At 47.5% G+C, this 19,508-nt stretch carries 25 protein-coding genes and 1 other annotated feature; of the genes, 1 reads left to right on the forward strand and 24 read right to left on the reverse strand.

The genetic code is table 11. The features are described from left to right. Window positions 1-67: 67 nt before the first annotated feature. The 6 genes from B0H99_RS11370 to ruvA form a co-directional block, all read right to left on the reverse strand. On the reverse strand, window positions 68-376 hold the full coding sequence (locus B0H99_RS11370) for a post-transcriptional regulator (protein WP_106533802.1): 309 nt from the start codon (window positions 374-376) through the stop codon (window positions 68-70). A gap of 126 nt (window positions 377-502) precedes the next feature. Next, the gene (yajC, locus tag B0H99_RS11375) at window positions 503-778 is read right to left on the reverse strand and encodes a preprotein translocase subunit YajC (protein ID WP_106533803.1); all 276 of its coding nucleotides are present in this window, start codon (window positions 776-778) and stop codon (window positions 503-505) included. Window positions 779-820: 42 nt separating this feature from the next. Next, a complete protein-coding gene (tgt, locus tag B0H99_RS11380) occupies window positions 821-1,963 on the reverse strand; it encodes a tRNA guanosine(34) transglycosylase Tgt (protein ID WP_106533804.1) in 1,143 nt (380 codons plus the stop codon). After that, window positions 1,941-3,011, reverse strand: coding sequence for a tRNA preQ1(34) S-adenosylmethionine ribosyltransferase-isomerase QueA (gene queA, locus B0H99_RS11385; protein WP_106533805.1), 1,071 nt, complete (start codon window positions 3,009-3,011; stop codon window positions 1,941-1,943). The genes tgt and queA overlap by 23 nt, the downstream gene beginning before the upstream one ends. 219 nt (window positions 3,012-3,230) lie before the next feature. After that, on the reverse strand, window positions 3,231-4,229 hold the full coding sequence (gene ruvB, locus B0H99_RS11390) for a Holliday junction branch migration DNA helicase RuvB (RefSeq protein ID WP_106533806.1): 999 nt from the start codon (window positions 4,227-4,229) through the stop codon (window positions 3,231-3,233). Between the two features lie 19 nt (window positions 4,230-4,248). Then, window positions 4,249-4,845 (reverse strand): Holliday junction branch migration protein RuvA, encoded by a 597-nt coding sequence (ruvA, locus tag B0H99_RS11395; protein WP_106533807.1) that lies wholly within the window; start codon window positions 4,843-4,845, stop codon window positions 4,249-4,251. Window positions 4,846-4,970: 125 nt separating this feature from the next. On the opposite strand from ruvA, the gene B0H99_RS11400 reads away from it, so the two are divergent. Then, window positions 4,971-5,504, forward strand: a complete 534-nt coding sequence (locus B0H99_RS11400) for a transcription repressor NadR (RefSeq protein WP_106533808.1) — start codon at window positions 4,971-4,973, stop codon at window positions 5,502-5,504. A 106-nt stretch (window positions 5,505-5,610) separates the two neighbouring features. On the opposite strand, the gene pheA is transcribed toward B0H99_RS11400, so the two are convergent. The 18 genes from pheA to B0H99_RS11490 form a co-directional block, all read right to left on the reverse strand. Next, a complete protein-coding gene (pheA, locus tag B0H99_RS11405) occupies window positions 5,611-6,474 on the reverse strand; it encodes a prephenate dehydratase (protein ID WP_106533809.1) in 864 nt (287 codons plus the stop codon). A 37-nt stretch (window positions 6,475-6,511) separates the two neighbouring features. After that, the gene (locus tag B0H99_RS11410; protein ID WP_106533810.1) at window positions 6,512-6,964 is read right to left on the reverse strand and encodes an ACT domain-containing protein; all 453 of its coding nucleotides are present in this window, start codon (window positions 6,962-6,964) and stop codon (window positions 6,512-6,514) included. Between the two features lie 53 nt (window positions 6,965-7,017). Continuing rightward, window positions 7,018-8,307, reverse strand: coding sequence for a GTPase ObgE (gene obgE / locus B0H99_RS11415; RefSeq protein ID WP_106533811.1), 1,290 nt, complete (start codon window positions 8,305-8,307; stop codon window positions 7,018-7,020). Window position 8,308: 1 nt separating this feature from the next. Then, entirely contained in the window at window positions 8,309-8,824 is a 516-nt protein-coding gene (locus B0H99_RS11420; RefSeq protein WP_106533812.1) for a Spo0B domain-containing protein, read from the reverse strand. Window positions 8,825-8,934: 110 nt separating this feature from the next. Continuing rightward, window positions 8,935-9,225 carry a 50S ribosomal protein L27 gene (rpmA, locus tag B0H99_RS11425; RefSeq protein WP_008431505.1) on the reverse strand — a complete coding sequence of 97 codons (291 nt, stop codon included), beginning with the start codon at window positions 9,223-9,225 and terminating at the stop codon, window positions 8,935-8,937. A 13-nt stretch (window positions 9,226-9,238) separates the two neighbouring features. Next, window positions 9,239-9,568 carry a ribosomal-processing cysteine protease Prp gene (locus tag B0H99_RS11430; RefSeq protein WP_106533813.1) on the reverse strand — a complete coding sequence of 110 codons (330 nt, stop codon included), beginning with the start codon at window positions 9,566-9,568 and terminating at the stop codon, window positions 9,239-9,241. A gap of 3 nt (window positions 9,569-9,571) precedes the next feature. After that, entirely contained in the window at window positions 9,572-9,880 is a 309-nt protein-coding gene (gene rplU / locus B0H99_RS11435; protein ID WP_106533814.1) for a 50S ribosomal protein L21, read from the reverse strand. Between the two features lie 14 nt (window positions 9,881-9,894). After that, window positions 9,895-9,978 (reverse strand) — a sequence feature (ribosomal protein L21 leader region). A 174-nt stretch (window positions 9,979-10,152) separates the two neighbouring features. Further along, on the reverse strand, window positions 10,153-11,091 hold the full coding sequence (locus B0H99_RS11440) for a nuclease-related domain-containing protein (RefSeq protein WP_106533815.1): 939 nt from the start codon (window positions 11,089-11,091) through the stop codon (window positions 10,153-10,155). Between the two features lie 61 nt (window positions 11,092-11,152). Beyond that, window positions 11,153-11,953 (reverse strand): septum site-determining protein MinD, encoded by an 801-nt coding sequence (minD, locus tag B0H99_RS11445; protein ID WP_106533816.1) that lies wholly within the window; start codon window positions 11,951-11,953, stop codon window positions 11,153-11,155. A gap of 1 nt (window position 11,954) precedes the next feature. Beyond that, window positions 11,955-12,620 carry a septum site-determining protein MinC gene (gene minC / locus B0H99_RS11450; protein ID WP_106533817.1) on the reverse strand — a complete coding sequence of 222 codons (666 nt, stop codon included), beginning with the start codon at window positions 12,618-12,620 and terminating at the stop codon, window positions 11,955-11,957. Between the two features lie 22 nt (window positions 12,621-12,642). Beyond that, a complete protein-coding gene (gene mreD / locus B0H99_RS11455; protein ID WP_106533818.1) occupies window positions 12,643-13,173 on the reverse strand; it encodes a rod shape-determining protein MreD in 531 nt (176 codons plus the stop codon). After that, complete coding sequence (gene mreC / locus B0H99_RS11460; protein WP_106533819.1) at window positions 13,170-14,072, reverse strand: rod shape-determining protein MreC; 903 nt, start codon at window positions 14,070-14,072, stop codon at window positions 13,170-13,172. The genes mreD and mreC overlap by 4 nt, the downstream gene beginning before the upstream one ends. 14 nt (window positions 14,073-14,086) lie before the next feature. Continuing rightward, on the reverse strand, window positions 14,087-15,115 hold the full coding sequence (locus B0H99_RS11465; RefSeq protein WP_106533820.1) for a rod shape-determining protein: 1,029 nt from the start codon (window positions 15,113-15,115) through the stop codon (window positions 14,087-14,089). Between the two features lie 90 nt (window positions 15,116-15,205). Continuing rightward, on the reverse strand, window positions 15,206-15,898 hold the full coding sequence (gene radC / locus B0H99_RS11470) for a RadC family protein (protein ID WP_106533821.1): 693 nt from the start codon (window positions 15,896-15,898) through the stop codon (window positions 15,206-15,208). Then, the gene (locus B0H99_RS11475) at window positions 15,892-16,500 is read right to left on the reverse strand and encodes a Maf family protein (RefSeq protein ID WP_106533822.1); all 609 of its coding nucleotides are present in this window, start codon (window positions 16,498-16,500) and stop codon (window positions 15,892-15,894) included. Before B0H99_RS11475 ends, radC begins: the two co-directional genes overlap by 7 nt. A gap of 377 nt (window positions 16,501-16,877) precedes the next feature. Then, window positions 16,878-17,633, reverse strand: coding sequence for a prepilin peptidase (locus B0H99_RS11480; RefSeq protein WP_106533823.1), 756 nt, complete (start codon window positions 17,631-17,633; stop codon window positions 16,878-16,880). A 61-nt stretch (window positions 17,634-17,694) separates the two neighbouring features. Further along, window positions 17,695-18,663, reverse strand: a complete 969-nt coding sequence (locus B0H99_RS11485) for a LysM peptidoglycan-binding domain-containing protein (protein WP_106533824.1) — start codon at window positions 18,661-18,663, stop codon at window positions 17,695-17,697. After that, window positions 18,660-19,505 (reverse strand): PilN domain-containing protein, encoded by an 846-nt coding sequence (locus B0H99_RS11490; protein ID WP_106533825.1) that lies wholly within the window; start codon window positions 19,503-19,505, stop codon window positions 18,660-18,662. The genes B0H99_RS11485 and B0H99_RS11490 overlap by 4 nt, the downstream gene beginning before the upstream one ends. Window positions 19,506-19,508 lie beyond the last annotated feature (3 nt).

Below are 19,508 nucleotides of genomic sequence, written 5' to 3' on the forward strand. Positions count from 1 at the left end.
TCCTCCTCAGTCTGTAAAACACAGCACTATCATTATGAAACAGCAGCCATCAGGTGTCAAATTCTTCTTATTTTTTAATGGAAGGCCGCAACAGCTGTTCAAGGTCGTCATTTTTCTCGCTTGAAAACCAATTCCCGCCTTTAAACCCTTCTATTTGGTGGAAAGCAACAAATTCCGAAGCGGTCATTTCCATAATCTCATTGATCATTTCATGAAGCCGCATTTCGCCGATATCTTTTTTTCGCCATTTTTTCTTGATACAATACTGCCACAAATCTTCGGTAGTGAACGTATTGTAGCCAAAATAATGGAATTCCTCAATTTTACTTTCCAAAGCCGGCAAAACGGTGTCGTACTGATCTGTATACTTCAACATGCTGTTTCTCCTCTCGGCGATTCTTATTCTATTGTAGTCGAAAGCGGGAGGATGGTGAATACCGACCCTATAATTTTCCAAAAAAAAAAAAAAAAAATCGCCTTCTTAAAAGAAGGCGAGATTTTTTTAGAGACCTGTTTTAGCAGAATCTACAACACGGGCAATTGCTTGGCGCTCGAATTGCAAACGTGTTCCGTCAGCAACTTTGATGTAAACAGTCGTGTCGTCTACTGCATCGACTTGGCCATGTAGGCCGCCGATCGTGACGATCTGATCTCCACGTTTGATTCCAGTCTGCATTTGCGCTGTCTGTTTCTGGCGTTTTTGGGCAGGACGGATGATGAAAAACCACATTAACACGAACATTAATAGTAATGGCGATAACGCTACTATTGTATCCATTTGTTCATTTTCCCCCTTTCGCTATCTCTATTTCTTTCATACTTAGAAGTTTTTCGCGTTTGGCAAATTGAATCCGTACGCTTCGAAAAATTCTTCGCGGAAATCTCCCAGGCGGTCTTCGCGGATCGCTTGACGCACCTGCTCCATTAAGTTTAACAGAAATTGCAGGTTATGATAACTAGTAAGTCGAATTCCGAACGTTTCATCTGCACGAATCAAGTGATGGACATAGGCGCGTGTGTAGTTTGTGCACGTATAGCAATCGCATTTTTCATCGATTGGACCGAAATCACGTTTAAACGCAGCGTTTTTGATGTTCAAACGGCCGGTGCTTGTCATCAAGGTGCCGTTGCGTGCGATACGGGTCGGCAATACGCAGTCGAACATATCGACGCCGCGGATCGCTCCGTCAATCAGCGAATCCGGAGACCCGACGCCCATCAAATAACGCGGCTTATCAAAAGGCATAAGCGGTGTCGTAAATTCCAATGCGCGGTTCATAACATCTTTCGGTTCGCCTACTGACAAACCGCCAATTGCATATCCTGGAAAATCAAGCGATACTAAATCCCGCGCGCTTTGCTGACGAAGATCTTCGTATTCGCCTCCTTGGATGATGCCGAACAACGCTTGTTCGTTCGGACGTGCATGTGCTTCCAAGCAGCGTTCTGCCCAGCGCGACGTGCGCTCTACGGAGGATTTCATGTATTCATGCGATGCCGGATAAGGCGGGCATTCGTCAAACGCCATCATGATATCCGAACCTAGATCGTTTTGGATCTGCATCGCTTTTTCCGGGCTCAGGAACAGTTTATCTCCGTTCATATGATTACGGAAATGAACGCCTTCTTCCTTGATGTTGCGGAATTCGCTCAGTGAAAATACTTGGAAGCCGCCTGAATCCGTCAGAATCGGACGATCCCAGTTCATGAATTTGTGCAAGCCACCAGCTTCTTTGATGACGTCGTTGCCAGGGCGCAGCCACAGATGGTATGTGTTGCTTAGAATGATGCCGGCGTTCATCGCTTTCAATTCTTCTGGTGACATCGTTTTTACCGTCGCTTGTGTTCCGACCGGCATAAAAGCGGGCGTTTCAAACGAGCCGTGCGGAGTGTGGACAATTCCAAGCCGCGCACCTGTCTGTTTGCAAGTTTTAATATGTTCATACGTTACTGCTGGTGTCATGAGTAGTCTCCTTTTTCTCTGGTTCAATAAACATTGCGTCCCCAAAACTGAAGAAACGGTATTGTTCATTTATCGCTTCGTTATAGGCATTCAAAATATGGTCCCGGTCCGATAATGCGCTGACCAGCATAACCAAAGTCGATTTCGGCAAATGGAAATTGGTGATCAAGCCGTCAACCGCCTTGAATTTGTAGCCGGGAAAGATGAATATATCGGTCCAGCCGCTGTCTTCCTGAAGCTGCCCGCCGAATTTATTCGCTACAGATTCAAGCGTCCGTGTCGACGTAGTACCGACTGAGATAATGCGTCCGCCCCGTTCTTTTGTTTTGTTGATCAAATCGGCGGTTTCTTGGGTAATGCGGTAAAATTCCGCGTGCATAGCATGCTCTTCGATCGAATCGACGCTAACAGGACGGAACGTACCGAGCCCCACATGAAGCGTAATAAAGGCAATTTCGACACCTTTCGCACGGATCTCATCCAATAATTCTTCCGTAAAATGAAGGCCGGCTGTCGGTGCAGCCGCGCTGCCCCGTTCTTTTGCGAAGACCGTCTGATAACGGTCCTGATCGTCCAATTTTTCGCGGATGTATGGAGGCAACGGCATTTCGCCCAGTTGATCCAAGATTTCATAGAAAATGCCGTCATAGATCATTTTAAAATGGCGGCCGCCGTGGTCAAGGATAGCGGTGCACTCTGCCCGCAGCAAACCCTCGCCAAATGAAACGACCGTGCCCACTTTGACTTTCTTTGCGGGCTTTACAAGCGTTTCCCATACATCGTCTTCAATCTGTTTTAAAAGAAGCAGCTCGATATTCGCCCCTGTATCTTCTTTCACGCCCATAAGCCGCGCCGGCAAAACGCGCGTATCGTTTAACACGAGCACATCTCCGGCATGCAAATGGCCAATAATATCGCGGAAATAACGGTGCTCGACCCTTCCCGTTTCCTTATCCATCACAAGCAGGCGGCTCGATGTCCGGTCAAGCAGCGGTGTTTGCGCAATCAGCTCTTCCGGTAAATCAAAATCAAAATCATTTACGTTCATTCTAACTCTTCCTTTGTTTTAGGCTTTATTAAATAGTAGTATTCATATTCCGCAAAACGGCTACGCTTTCCGCGGGCTTGCGCCGAACTAACTCGGGCTAAACCCCAAGTGGATTTCGACACTTCGCTGTCCCGCTGGAGTCTCCGCTGTTTTGCTCCATATTTAAAATGCAAGAAGGCTTCAATAAAGATTTTTATTACAGCTTTATTTTAAGAAATATTACTCAGGAACTTCCATACCAAAATGCTCATAGGCAGTTGCTGTTACGACTCGGCCTCTTGGTGTGCGCTGGATAAAGCCGATTTGCAGCAGATAAGGCTCGTAGACGTCTTCTATCGTGGTCGATTCTTCGCCTATGCTTGCCGCGATCGTATCAAGGCCTACCGGACCGCCCCGGAACCGCTGAATCATGCCAGTCAACAATTTATGATCGACATGGTCTAGGCCGAGCGGATCCACTTGAAGCATCTCCAGCGCTTGATCGGCCATATCCACTGTGATGGAGCCCGTGCCGCGAACTTGTGCATAGTCACGGACACGCTTTAACAGACGGTTGGCAATACGCGGAGTTCCCCGGGAGCGCCGCGCGATTTCCACGGCAGCGTTCGGGTCGATCTCCGCTTCGAACAATTGAGAGCTGCGGACAACAATATCAGTCAATGCTTCCGTGTCGTAATACTCGAGGCGTGCCATGACGCCAAAGCGGTCGCGCAACGGAGCTGATAAAGCACCGGCACGCGTAGTCGCGCCGATCAACGTAAACGGCGGCAGATCAAGGCGGACCGAGCGCGCTGTCGGACCTTTGCCAACAACAATGTCCAAACAAAAATCTTCCATCGCCGGATACAGCACTTCCTCGATCGAGCGGTTCAACCGGTGGATTTCATCGATAAAAAGAACATCTCCGGGTTCAAGCGATGAAACAATCGCGGCCAAATCACCGGGACGTTCAATTGCAGGCCCGCTCGTCATTTTTACATTGACGCCCATTTCGTTAGCGATTACCGCAGCTAGCGTTGTTTTACCAAGTCCGGGAGGCCCATACAGCAACACGTGGTCCAGGCTTTCCTGGCGCATTTTCGCCGCTTCGATGAAAATTTCAAGATTGTGTTTTACTTTGTGCTGTCCGATATATTGGGACAGAAATTGTGGGCGCAGCGATTGTTCAAAGCGTTCATCAAATTCGGAAATCTCGCCTCCGATGACCCGTTCCTCCATGCCGTCCGCCTCCTTTTCGTCAGTTTAGTTTCAGTAAAAGCTGCAGCGCTTTTTTCATATAGCCTTCTGTATCCAAATCCAAATCCTTTAGTTGCGGTTTCACTTTAGCGATTTCGCGCTCTGAATAGCCGAGTGCGCCTAACGCCAGCATCGCTTCTTCAAGTTCCGTATCGTCACTTGCAAATAGGCCATGCGGTTCTGCTGACTCCAACGGCTCTCCAAAAAATTCAGCAAGCTTGCCCTTCAAATCCAAAATCATCTGGCGCGCCGTCTTTTTGCCGACCCCTGGGAATTTCACTAAAAACGATTCATCTTCGCGTTCGATCGCCTCGATCACATGCTGCGGCTGGCCGCTTGCTAAAATTGCCAGTGCCCCTTTCGGCCCGATGCCGGATACCGAAATAAGTTTGCGGAAAAGTTCGCGCTGTTCGAGCGTCGGAAATCCGAACAACAGATGGGCGTCTTCCCGCACATGATGGTGCAAGAACACTTGCAGTTCTTCTGATCCGAACGAATACGGATTCGGCGCAAAAATCTGCCAGCCGATCCCTTGCTGTTCTATTACCAAGTATTCGGGCGTCACGCGTGTAACAGTCCCTTTTATGTAATCGTACATGTAAGTCTCCCCTTTAATTCAACCTATTGATTATAGCATATTTGTTCGCATTAGACGAAATAAACCCGTTAGTAAAAGCCTCATGTTAAAATAACATTAATCATTTCTATAAGCGAGGGTTCTACATGAAAAAATTATACGGCGACGACCGCCGACAGATTTTATTGCAGAAAATTAAAACATCTTCAGCTCCTTTGACAGGCAGTGAACTTGCCGCATTCGCCAACGTATCACGGCAAGTTATCGTCAGCGACATGACACTGCTGAAAGCAAAAGGCGAACCGATCATCGCGACCAGCCAGGGCTATCTGTACCTGAGCGACCGTGCTACTGAAGAAATCAGCCAGATCATAGCGTGCAAGCATACGAAAGAAGATACGGAACGCGAATTAAACGTATTGGTGAACGCGGGTGTCACTGTCAAGGATGTTGTTGTCGAACATCCTGTCTACGGCGAATTGACAGCAGGTATCCATGTTTCGAACGAACAAGAAGTAGAGCGCTTCATGCAGCGTGTCCGTGATACTGGCGCAAGCTATTTACTTGAACTTACCGGCGGCTACCATCTCCATACGATTACCGCACCGAACGCAGCCGCCATCGAGCGAGCGGTTAAGGCAATGCGGGAACATGGCTTCTTGTTAGAAGAGACAGAATAAACACAGTTTGAACCTGAACTGCCGGTTCTGGCTGTAGCTGTTTTATATACACTTGAATTTATGCCGACAAAAAGCCCCTCGGAGCAATGCGCCGAGGGGCTTGAATTTATTTATACGTATAATACGAGCCGAGCGTTTTCACGCTGCAGCCAATGGCGGCAAGCTCTTCATATGCGCCTTTCATCATCGGCTCGCTTTCTTCAGCCAGTACATCGACGATGAAAAAGTAGTTGCCAAGACCTGTCTTAAGCGGACGCGATTCGATTTTGCTCAAGTTCAACTTGCGCCAAGCAAACACGGATAAGACTTGATGAAGAACACCCGAGCGGTCGTCTTCCGGCAAGGAAATCATCAGCGTCGTCTTGATCGTCTCGTCGTGCCCTGCTGTATCCAGCTGATGGTTTGTTTTTGACAACACGAAAAAACGCGTATGGTTAAAATGGAAATCGTGAATATCCCGGTGCAAAATGTCCAGCCCGTATTTCTGTGCGGAAAATTCGTTGCCGATAGCCGCAATCGGACGTTCAGGCAACTCACTGACCATCTTGGCCGCGGCCGAAGTAGAGCTGAATTGTTCCAATGGCGTGGTTTTGTATGTATAAAATAGAAATTTGTGGCATTGAGCAAGTGCATGTGGATGCGAATAAATCGCTTCAAAAGATTCCGCGTAGCGGTTTTCAGGATGTACCAACAAATGCTGCTCGATTGGCGACAGCACTTCTGCTGTAACAAACAACTGTGCTTCATGGAACAAATAATCAATTGTCAGCGGCACAGATCCTTCCAATGCATTTTCCAGTGGCACGACCGCGTAATCGACACGGTCTTCCGCCACTGCTTCAATGCATTCAGGTATTGTAGTAAATGGAAGCAAGGAGCCCTCCGGAAATACTTTTAAAGCGGCCAAATGCGTAAAAGACGCTTCTGGGCCCAAGAAAGAAATCTGGTGTTGCCTTGATTTTTCAGCCATACAATCCCGCCTTCATAAAATTCTATCTCAACCTACATTAATAGGAGCCGCTTGAAACAACATCAGCCGATTCGACAAAATCGAGCTTTTTCAGCTGCTGCAAAAACGTCTCCAAATCTATCTCCATCGCGGTCACATCCAGAGAAAGCGTCACATTCGCACGTCCCTGAATCGGAATCGTCTGATGGATCGTCAAAATGTTGCAGCGCGCTTCCGCAACTGACTGAAGCAAGGTCGCAAGTGTTCCCGCCCGGTCTTCCAATTGCAGAAAAACGGTCAGAATCCGTTCTTTTACAATGGAATGGAACGGGAACACCGCATCCCGGTATTTGTAAAAAGCGCTGCGTGAAAGTCCGGTCTGAGACACTGCATCCAGAATCGACATGCGGTCCCGCTGCAGCAATTTTTTCACTTCAAGCGTTTTTTGCATCGCTTCCGTCAAAACATCTTCGCGCACCAAATAAAACCGTTGTTCCGAAATATCCTTCATTCACGCAACCTCCAGATCAAGTGAAACTTTGCAGTTCGGGCTATATGCCCGAATTAATCCATAAATTCGAATTCGAATTCAAGCAAGCGAACCGTGTCGCCGTTTTCCGCTCCGCGTTCACGCAAAGCGTCATCAATGCCCATGCCGCGCATCTGGCGAGCAAATCGGCGGATTGAATCTTCCCGAGAGAAGTCCGTCATCTTGAACAAACGCTCGATCGCATAACCGCTCAAGACGAATGAACCATCCGAATCGCGTGAAATGGTAAAGCCGTCTGCATCCGTCTCGTGTTTGTAAAGAACCGTGCTTTCCGATTCGTCTGCTTCTTCGTCGATCAACGGGAATTCCGGTGTTACTTCCAGCAGATCCGCAATCGCGAACAATAAGTTACTAAGCCCTTGGCGGCTTAGTGCAGAAATCGGGAAAATACGAGCGTCTTCGCCAACTTTTTCGCGGAATTTCTCTAAGTTTTCATCCGCTCCCGGCATATCCATTTTATTAGCCACAATCAATTGCGGGCGCTCTGTTAAACGCATGTTGTATTGCTGCAATTCTTCGTTGATAGTCAAATAATCTTCGTACGGATCACGGCCTTCCATTGCGGACATATCGATGACATGGACGATAACACGCGTCCGTTCGATATGGCGCAAGAACTGATGGCCAAGCCCGATTCCTTCATGGGCGCCTTCAATCAATCCAGGAAGGTCAGCCATGACGAAACTGCGCTGGTCTTCTGTTTCAACCATACCGAGGTTCGGCACGATTGTCGTGAAGTGGTATTCCGCAATTTTCGGTTTTGCCGCTGAAACAACTGACAATAACGTAGATTTTCCGACACTCGGGAAACCGACAAGCCCGGCATCCGCCAATACTTTAAGTTCCAAAATAACGTTGCGTTCAAATCCTGGTTCGCCTTTTTCCGAAAGTTCCGGAGCCGGGTTTTGCGGAGTCGCAAAACGCGAGTTTCCGCGCCCGCCGCGTCCGCCGCGTGCAATTACAGCTGTTTGGCCGTGTTCAACCAAATCGGCAATCGTTTCGCCGCTATCTGCGTCTTTAACGACCGTGCCCGGTGGAACTTTGATCAATGTATCTTGCGCTTTTGCACCGTGCTGGTTTTTACTCATACCGTGCGTACCGCGGTCCGCTTTAAAGATCCGCTTGTAGCGGAAATCCATTAGCGTCCGCAAGCCTTCTTCTACGATAAAGACGATATCCCCGCCTTTACCTCCGTCGCCGCCGGCTGGCCCGCCGTTCGGTACATATTTTTCTCGGCGGAATGCAACCATTCCATCTCCGCCGTCTCCACCTTTAACATAAACTTTTACGTGATCGACAAACATATTATCCCTCCATCTGTGCGCTGGCAGTAAAGACCGTTCTGCCTCCTGCACACTCTTTTCGTACCTGAAGTACCGGAACTGGCGGCATTTCAATATCCGCCCAGTTTCCTGCCGCATCCATTTTAATTGTGAATACAGCCGCTGTAGCCGTGATTTCTATCCGGCAATCATAGTCTTGCCATGGATCCATGTGCCCTTTAATCGCCTGTACAATCGTCTCCAATGTTTCCGCAAACTCTTCATCCAATGCGTGCGGCGCTTTATTCGCCAAGCACTCGATACGGAACTGGAATTCGGGAAACCGCCATTGGGATACGAGCAGCCATTCTTCCGTCCTCGGCAATTTGAGCGCCGAGAGCCGGCTCGCATGCACAGCCGCTTCAGCATGCGAACGAATTATCGCCTGTGCCTGCTCAATGCGGCCAAGGTCCAAATTCATTTTGATCAATTGCAATTCGTTCAAAAAATCATGGCGCGCATGCCGAAGCGATTGTGCCATTGTCAGCGTATCTTCCATATGTCACGTCCCATTTCAGCTTCTCTTCTCAGTATAACAATTTTCCCCCGAAAATTCCTGATAGAAAAAATAAAAAGGGCTGCCAAAAGCAGCCCTCTTCATTGTTGTTATTAAGCTTCTTGTGCTACTGGGTATACGCTAACTTTTTTCTTGTCGCGTCCGTAACGTTCGAAACGTACGACTCCGTCGATTTTAGCAAAAAGTGTATCGTCTCCGCCGCGTCCAACGTTTTCACCAGGATAAATTTTAGTACCGCGTTGACGGTATAAAATTGAACCACCAGTAACTTCTTGGCCGTCTGCACGTTTTGCGCCAAGGCGTTTAGATTCTGAGTCACGTCCGTTTCTCGTTGAACCTACACCTTTTTTGGATGCAAAAAACTGAAGATCTAATCTTAACATTCTGTTCCACCTCCTAAGCTGTGAAGGTTATTTTAATATATTTTCCATAATCTTGCTCAATCGTTTTCAATGAAACAATCATCGCGCGTACAAGCAATTGAACTTGTTCGTCTGTTTTTTCATCCAATCCTTCCGGAAAAGCAACTTTCAAAAAGCCGCTGTCCGCCTGCTCGATAACAGGTTCAATCCTCGTCAACTCCATAATGGCGTTCACCGCTCCAAATGAGACAGCGGACGCTCCAGCACATACGAGATCTTGGCCATGTTCAGCATAGTCGGCGTGGCCCGACATTTCAAAAAATGAAACGCGGTTTGACGATTCCTTTACGGTGACTTGTATCATTTCTTACAGGTTGATTGCATCAACAGTCAATTTTGTGTATGGCTGACGATGACCTTGTTTTTTACGGTAGTTCTTTTTCGCTTTGTATTTGAAAACAGTAATCTTTTTCGCTTTGCCGTTTTTAGCAACAGTAGCCGTAACAGTAGCTCCTTCAACAAAAGGAACACCAACGCGTGATTCGTCTCCACCTACAAATAGAACTTTGTCAAAAGTTACTGCGTCGCCCGCTTCTACATTCAATTTCTCGATGAAGATTTCTTGGCCCGCTTCAACTTTGATTTGTTTACCACCAGTTTCAATAATTGCGTACATATCCTTGCACCTCCTCTTAGACTAAGACTCGCCTATCCAGGTGATCCGCAAATTCTTGCGAACGCTTCAAGACCCGGTTCGAGCGGTTGTAGCACAGGTGCGCTACAAACATAACATTAAAATAATATCATGCGTAAGCTTTCTAGTCAATAGTTATCTGGAATTTGCTTGTGACGGGCGAGGTGCGGGAATATTCTTCTGGGGTGCGGAAAGCGGATGTTGGGGTGCGGAAGATTGGCGATGAGGTGCGGAAATTCTTTTTCGAGGTGCATTCACCGATAAATAGAGCTGAAATACGCTTCCAAAAGTTCAACGCGAGGAACAATCCACCGTTTTCCCCGTTCATTGCCTTGTAAAGCTGATTTTTCAAGCAGCCGGTAAAGCAAGTATTTATCCTCGACTCTTAATAACTGGTAAGCAAATCGTGTCGGCAGTTCTCTCCCAAATAACACTGCATATTCCTGGAGTGTGACTTCATGGGCATCTTGAAAAAATCCGCCGCATTTAGCACAATGCCATTTTCTATTTTTCCTTTCTAAAGCAACGGTTCGGCAATTAGGGCACGTTACCCCTAAACGCAAGGAATCGATTGATAACTGGTGGCGTTCAAGCAAGTTGTTAGGAAAACTCCCCTTAGGCAAATCACGGAGCCTTGCCGCAAGGCCTTCAACATCAAATGCATTTGTCTTATACACTAAACTTTCTATATGAAAAGGCAAATAGTCCAATGACAGCACTGGATGGATTTTTGGACCTTCCACTACCCTGCCCGATCGGTTTGCTAGCACAATTGCTCCGGACACAGGGACTCCGAGATATTTTTCTGCCGCCTTCATTGCCCTGTGCAATTGCCATTCCGGATTTCTCATTCCTTCGACGCGCCCATCCACAATCCGGTGGAATTGAAAATTTTCAGAGTTGAAATAAAAGTCGCCTCGCATATTTTTCACTTCAAGAACACAGACGAAATTTGGATGCAATAAAAGAAGATCGACTTGTGAGAAACCTTCTTTATTTGGAAAAGACAAATCCGTGAAGAACAACGGAGCTGGTTCAAGATCTAATTCCCGCTTCAAAAGAGCTAACACTCTAGCTTCTCCGCCCGCCCCTGCCAAAGAATTTTTCAATTCGCCGGCTATGTTATTCCATGAAGCATGGTTTCTATCGACTCTTTCGGCCAAAATCATTTGAGAAAGCAATTGTAAATTCAACCAGCACCTCCAAATAGGTTCTAAAAAACCCCCACATTCCTGTGGGGGTCATAGATCAATATTATTTCGAAAAGATCGCTTTGATTTTCGAGAAAACGCCTTGGTTTTGCTTTTCCATCGTCATGAGCGGCACGGATTCGCCAAGCAGACGCCGCGCAATGTTGCGGTATCCGAGTGCGGCCCGGTTTGTTGGATCCATGACGATCGGCTCTCCACGGTTCGAGCTCGAGATGACACTTTCGTCATCGGCAACAATGCCAAGAAGGTCGATCGACAAGTGTGTCGTGATTTCGTTGACGTCAAGCGCTTCGCCCGCTTTCATCAAATGCGGACGGATACGGTTGATGATCAGTTTTGGCGGCTCGATGTTTTCTTCCAGCTCAAGCAGACCGATGATGCGGTCTGCATCGCGCACAGCCGAAATTTCCGGAGTCGTGACGACGATAGCACGGTCTGCTCCGGCAACAGCATTTTTGTAGCCTTGCTCGATGCCAGCAGGGCAATCGATGATGACAAAATCATACTCCTCTTTCAATCCCATTACCAATTCTCTCATTTGATCCGGGTTGACGGCATTCTTGTCGGTTGTCTGAGCAGCCGGCAAAAGATACAGCATATCTTCAAAACGCTTGTCTTTGACAAGCGCCTGGTGGACTTTGCAGCGGCCATCCAGGACGTCTACCAGATCGTAGATGATCCGGTTTTCGAGCCCTAGAATAACATCTAAATTCCGTAAACCTATATCCGTATCGATCAAGCATACCTTTTTCCCTTGAAGAGCCAATGCAGTTCCGAGATTAGCGGTTGTCGTCGTTTTTCCGACGCCTCCCTTTCCTGATGTAACAACTATTGCTTCTCCCACATTAGCTTCCTCCTTTAAACGTTGAAATTTCCGGCCGTAAATACCGTAATTCCTGTAAACGGTCAATTATGATATGTCCGTTATTATGTAGATAAGCGCATTCCATTTCCGGCTGCTCCGACAACACAGTCAGTTCATCGGTCATTATTTCCAGGGTGTCGTGAATCATCAGATGGGTAGCTTCCAGCCAAGAAGCGGCAATCACCGCTTCGCGGTTGCCATTGGATCCGGCATGGGCTTGTCCTTTTAGGCGGCCGAGCACGTAAATGTTGCCTCCTGCGACAACTTTGCCGTTCGGATTAACATCGCCTACAACCACAAGATCGCCCTGGGCTTTTACGATCTGGCCAGAGCGGACAATGCCGACGTAAGTTTCGGATTGGCGCTCCTGAATGCGGCGGTTGCTTTCTTCAACAGTGATCACTTCGCTCCGCATTTTCGCAACGCGCAAATGCTCATTGCTCTGAACGGTGGCGACGATTTCTTTTTGCTGAGCTTCCGTGCAGAAACGGTACCCGAGATTCACTTGCACTTCAACACTGCCATCTAGCGCAGGGTCCGATACCTTTGCCTGCAACTCCGCTAAAAGATCCGCGTAAGCACACTGGTCATCAAGCTGCAGCACGAGCCCTTGTTTCGTCCCTTTAATATAAACAAGATTCTTCAAAAATGGTACACCTGCGCTTTCATTAAGATAACCTTGGGTTTTTTTCCCGCTCTATCAGCCGGGCATCGATAATTGTTTTAAACCCCCAGCCGAGCATGACCAGAAAAAGCGAATTCGCAATCATGGTCGGCAGCAGACGGGTATTTAAAAACACATCCAACGGAATAGAGACGAGTGAAATGAACTTGAAAAATTGGTATAAAATAAATTCGAACAATGCCGTCAGCACTAAGGTCAACATTGTAGTCACCGCCAAATTGCGATGGATCGATTTCACGATATATCCAGCTGCCAAACAGATGGCCGGATATAAAAAAGAATATAACCCAATAATATCAATGAAAAACACATCGTACAAGAGCCCGAAAAATAATCCGTAGTAAATGGCGTGTTTTAAATCATAATATACGGCAATAAAAATCAAAAACATGATAAGAAACCGAGGCACAATATAATAAAAATTACCATCAAGCTTGAGAGGTGACAAGAGGCCAAAAATCGGTTCCATGAAAAACAAGACGATACTGATCAACGGTATCCAGAAACGGATCATGAGCCTTCCTCCTCTGTTTCCGTTGATTCATCAATTTCGCCATTGTCTTCCCCGTTAACTTCAGGAGCTACCCGGTCTGCGATAATTACGTGGTTCAACAAAGAAAATTCCGCAGCAGGCTTAATATAGGCAAGCTTCGTCAAACCGAACTCATCAATCGTCACTTCCGTAATTTCCCCGATTAAAATGCCTTTCGGGAAAATGCCACCCAGGCCGCTTGATACGACTTGCTCGCCTTTTTTCAAGTCGATTTCCGCATCTACCCGTTTTAAGAGCAATTCGCGGCGTTCCGCATCGTACCCTTCAATCAGGCCAAAAACTTCTCTTTTGCCTCCCAGGACCATTGCTGAGACCCGGTAATTGGGATTCTGGGTTGAAATCAGCTCAACCGTTGAAAAGAATGGCGTTGTCGAAATGACTTTGCCGATCAAACCAGAAGCTGTCATGACCGCCATATTTTTTTCAACGCCGGTTGACGAACCTTTATTTATAATGATTTTCTCTTCCCATTGGTCCGGATTCCGCGCAATAACGGTCGCTTGGATCGGGTTGAAGTCGCGAAGGTCTTCTTCTTTGCCGACAATCTCCTTGAGCTCGGCGTTTTCCGAGCGCAAGTCTTTCACTTCGGCTTGAACGCTCGCAAATTCCTCCAAGCGCGCTTTTAAATGCTGATTTTCCTGGTAGGTGTTCAAAAGAGAATCAACATTATCAAAAATTCCAGTAACAAAATGGGCAGGACCTGAAAAGATCGATTGCCCGACTCCCACTGCATCTTTTATGATTTGCTCCGGAGGCGACACGTCATCACGCGTCCGGAGAGAATATGAAATCAATGCAACGAGAAGGATAACGCCCAACAGCAGCAAAATGAGCCGCTTGTTTGAAAAAAGCTGTGGCATTTCGGCAATCCTCCCTATTTAGTAGATTGCAGGCGACGAATTTGATCAATGTTGTCTAGCGCTTTGCCCGTACCGATTGCAACACAGTCTAAAGGATCATCCGCGATAATGACAGGCATCATCGTTTCAGCTGAGATTACTTTGTCCAAGTTTTTCAATAAAGCGCCGCCGCCCGTAAGGACGATTCCGCGTTCCATAACGTCAGCCGACAATTCCGGCGGAGTTGTTTCAAGCGTCTTTTTAACGCCGTCAACGATAGCAGCTACCGCTTCTTTTAATGCTTCAGCAATTTCTTCAGATGAGATTTCAATCGTTTTCGGCAGCCCCGTCAACAAATCACGGCCGCGGATGTCCATTTTCAAGTTTTTCTCAGCATCCGTCACGACGCTTGCAGAACCGACTTCAATTTTGATCGCTTCCGCTGTGCGTTCGCCGATTGTTAGATTATACACTTTTCGGATGTATTGGGTAATTGCAATATCCATTGCGTCGCCTGCTACTCGGATGGATTCGCTAGTAACGATTCCTCCAAGTGAAATAACGGCAACTTCCGTTGTTCCGCCACCAATATCGACGACCATGCTGCCCATAGGTTCCCAAACCGGCAGATTCGCGCCGATTGCCGCAGCAAACGGCTCTTCGATCGTAAATGCTTCACGAGCGCCAGCTTGGCGGGAAGCATCAATGATAGCACGTTGTTCAACAGACGTTATGCCGTATGGTACACATACCATAACGCTCGGTTTTTTCCAAGTGCCACCCGATGCTTTCATTGCTTCTTTTAAATAATATTGAATCATTGCAGTCGTTGTATCGTAATCTGCGATCACGCCATCTTTCATTGGGCGGATAGCAACGATCGATCCCGGTGTACGGCCGATCATGTTGCGCGCGTCGTTTCCGACTGCCACGATCTCACCTGTATTTGTATTTTTTGCGACAACGGACGGTTCACGAAGAACAATCCCTTTATTTTTGATAAAAACAAGCGTATTAGCAGTACCTAAGTCAATTCCTACATCTTTCGATCCGATTCCAAACACGTAAATTCTTCCCTTCTTTATATGCCTATTAAGCCATAGAGTTTACACAATACTTCTCATTATAGACGATAAGAAGAGAAATAGACAGTACTACATATATCCCTTTTCTTTCAAAGATGTGAACTGATGGTCCCCTATGATTACATGGTCCAAAAGTTCAATTCCTATGATGCTGCCAGCTTCCATTAAACGCTTTGTCACGTCGATGTCTTCCGGAGATGGGGCTGGGTTCCCAGATGGATGGTTGTGGGCACAGACGATCGAAGCAGACGACCTCCTCACCGCTTCACGGAAAATTTCGCGCGGATGGACAATAGAGGCGTTCAAGCTGCCGACAAAAATCGTCTGCCGGTGCATCACCTGGTTTTTGATATTCAAAAAGAGCACGACAAAATGTTCTTGCTTCAAGGAAGTCATATCCGCCATCAAGTAAGAGGCGGCATCTTTAGGAGAGCGGATGGTGAATTTCACATCGGTCTGTTTCGAGGAAAGGCGGCGGCCAAGCTCCACTGCAGCGAGAAGCTGCACCGCTTTTGCCTGGCCAATGCCTTTAATGGAAGTCATTTCTTCAATCGTTGCGTCTTTCATTTGCTGGATTTGCTCAAAGTACGTTAGCACCCGGTTCGCTAAATGCAGCACCGACTCCTGTTTGGTGCCGGTGCGGAGCAAAATGGCAATCAGCTCCTGGTTCGATAAGGTATTGGCGCCTTGGTTGACCAGCCGCTCGCGCGGACGGTCGGCAACATGGACGTCCCGGATCATCAGCGACTTTTCCGTCAGCATTCGATCCGGCTCTTTTCCAATTGGATGTAACCGGCTTGCGACAGCTTTTGCGCGAGACTTGCGAGCGGCAACCCCACCACTGTGTTGTAATCGCCATCGATTTTTTTGACGAACAGGGCGGAAGCTGTCTGGATGCCATAAGCACCGGCCTTGTCGTACGGATCTATCGTATTCGTATAGGCCTCGATCCACTCGCCTGAGAGCTCATAGAACGTCACTTTCGTCAGTTCGTGGAACGACAGCTCGCTTTCGCCATGCAAGACCGTAATCGCCGTAATAACGTCGTGGGTGTTACCGGAAAGTTTTTGCAAATAGCTCCGGGCTTCTTCTTTTGATTTCGGTTTCAATAAGATTTCACCGTTCAAAACGACAATCGTATCGGAGCCGATGACAACGGCGTCTTTGTGTTTCTTGGCGACTTCCCGTGCTTTTTGAGCGGCGCACTCGAGAACATAGCCCATCGCTGTCTGGAACTGTGCCGGATCTGGTTCATCTTTTGTGCTTGGCACCACTTGGAAATCGAGTCCAAGAGAGCGGAGCAGCTCCTGGCGCCGGGGAGATTGGGATGCAAGGACGATCGGTTGGTTGGCAATAAACTTCATAAAATAATTCCTCCTTTTCTAGCATCATACCCAATAATCGCCGCACTGAAAAATGTACACAAAAACAGAAAAATGATTTTTGGCGGGTATTCGCCGGTTAAAAATGAAATTTGGACCCGGTTATTCATAAGAATCGATCCGTTGCCCGGTTTAAATAAATATTTTCAGAAGAAAATCTTTTAAAAGCCATGAAACCGCTCCGGGCGGACGCTTTCCGCGGGAGGACCGCGAGCCTCCTCAGGCTGTCGCCTTGCGGGGTCTCGCCCGGCCCTCTTTCCCGCTGGAGTCGCCGCCCTCCGCTTTTTTCTATAGTGGTGTACATGATTTTCTCTGTTATTATCTTTGAAATCGAAATAAAAAAGGATGAAGCCGAAGCTTCATCCCATAAAACCCATATACCAATCCAAAATAGTAAATCCATAGAAATAAACGATTAGCGCGCCGACTGCAATGGATGGGCCGAATGGAATCGGCGTCTTGCGGCCTTGCTTAGTGATGCGCAGCTGAATGATGCCAACAATTGCTCCGATCAATGAAGCGAAGAACAACGTCATCAAAGTGCCTGCGGTTCCGACCACAAGGCCGATGGCGAAAAATAATTTGATGTCGCCGCCGCCCATGCCGCCTTTTGAAAGAATCGCAATCAAGAACAGCAGCGAAAAGCCGACGACTGCACCGAGCAGGCTGTCCCACCAGGAATCGAGCGGAATCACGAAACGCAGAACGAGCAGGACTGCCGCAAAGGGCAAGAGCACCCGGTCAGGTATAAGCATATATGCGATATCCGAAACCGTGATAATGACGAGCAGTGAGACGAAAAGAATGGCGATAGCCAGTTCCGGCGTAAAACCGAAATGCAAAAACGACAGCGTGAACAGAGCTCCGGTAACAAACTCCATGAGTGGATAAACCCAATGGATTTTCGAGCCGCATGTCCGGCATTTCCCTCTTAGAAAGAGGAAGGACAAGACTGGAACCAAATCGATCGCTGTCAGTTGCCGGTTGCAGTTTGTGCAATGCGACGGCGGATAGGCGATCGATTCTTTTTTTGGCACGCGTAGACCGACAACATTAAAGAACGAGCCGAATACCAGCCCGAATATAAAAAAGAAAACAGCATACGTAATCGTCATAGCGACCCTCTTTTACTCGTAGAATTTTTATGAAAAAAAGAGAAATCGGAGTGATTTCTCTTTAAGGACGTTTTGGAATAGTCAAGGTCTGGCCGGCCATGACGGTTTCACCTGTCATGTTGTTAGCTTGCCGAATCCACTCCAAACCGTCTTTCGTGTTGTAATATTTTATAGCGATAGAAAAAAGCGTATCCCCTTTTACCACTTTGTGCATCGCAGCGGTTTGGACGCCGGCAACATTCGGGTTTGGAGTTTGAACTGATGGTGTTGCAGCTGCAGAAGCATCGTCTTCAACGTTAACCTCAACATCTACATTTACATCGGGCTCTTCGACCACAACAGGCTCTTCTTCTGTATCCGCAAATTTTGTGCCGTCATTTTGCGGCAGGGGATTGATTTTGCGTGCTGGCGCCGGTGCATCGACTTTCGGCAAAGTATCGGCTAAGGCGATCAAGTCCGGACGGAAATAAGCGGAAAAGCTCAATGAGACTTCTAAGTTTTCCCGTTCTTGATCCGCAGCTGTTACTTCTTGGTTAGCGCCAAAATCGATCGAGTCGACAATCATGATGCGATCCATTGCTTCGATTTCTTCGATAAATTTCGTGATGCTTTTATAATCAACCACTTCGATCGCTACGGTCGTCTTGACTTCCTGCAAGTTCTCAAGCCCTTCAACCGGCACCGGAAGCACAACCGGCGCTTCAGCGATTGCAATGTTCTTAACGAGGGAATTGGAAAGCAGTTCCGCCTGTTCGATTTGCAGTACGATCAGTTCTGATAAAGGTTCAATCGAAACTTTCTGCTGCAATTCACTAGTCGGAATTTTTTCGCCTTCCGGCACCTCTTTCAATTGGGTTTGCAGCGCCATTAAAACTTCGCGCTCAGAACTCAGCGTCTGCTCAGCCTGCAGCCTGGCTTCTTTTGCAGGAGCGTACTGAACAAAATAGGAATATGCGGAAAGCACTAACAAGAAAACACCAGCTAATACAATAAGAGCCATTTCTTTTTGCCTTTTCGACATGCTGCTCATCGGCCATCCCCCTCCGTTTCTGCCGGAGCGGTATCTGTTTCTTCATTTACTTCTTCATTTACTTCTTCATTTACTTCTACATTTACGTTAACATCCGACTCCTCAGTTGCAGGGTCAGCTGCCGGTTCTTCGGTAGTTGGTTCTGTTGGTTCAGCAGCTGGCGTTTCTTCTGCAGGCACTGGTTCTGCCGGCGTTTCTTCAGTTGCCGGTTCAGCAACAGGTGCTCCTTCTACCGCTTCCCCTTCAACAATTTCCGCAGGAATACGGCCGTCAACAAAAACGAGCGTATAAGTAGCCAGGTAACGCGGGTTTTCAGCCAGTGCATCTTCGTCAATGATTTGTCCTTCATCCGTAGCAGATTCAATTTCCTGCTGGGCTATCGAATCAAGCGTTGCGGATTCCAAAAGTTCCGATGATTTTAATTGCGCTAAGTAATAAGCAGCTTCCCGTGCCGTATCAAACTGCACCGTCAAAGCGGCTTGGTCCATGCCGGTATACGAGAAACTATTAAAGAAGCCGCGTTCCGGCAATTTCGCAACCAGTTCGCCCAAGAGTGGAATCGTATCGAATTGATAGCTCTCCGCCCAGTCAACTGTCACTTTCAGCTGCTGTTCTTCGCTCAAGCCTTGAATAGCTTCGAGCTGCTGGCGTATGGCCGCTTGCTCTGCTGCCACTTGCTCGGATTGAGCGGCAAGCACAGCTTGTTCTTGCGCGTTGGCATTTGCTAAAAAGGCGAAAACCGCCCAAATAATAAGAGCTAATACCAAAATGGAAATCGCCGCAATAATAGAGGCGGGACGATCCCGCTCTTTTTGCGGCAATAAGTTAATATCTACAAGCATATT

It is taken from the genome of Planomicrobium soli, from assembly GCF_003014655.1.
Lineage (GTDB): Bacteria > Bacillota > Bacilli > Bacillales_A > Planococcaceae > Planococcus > Planococcus soli_B.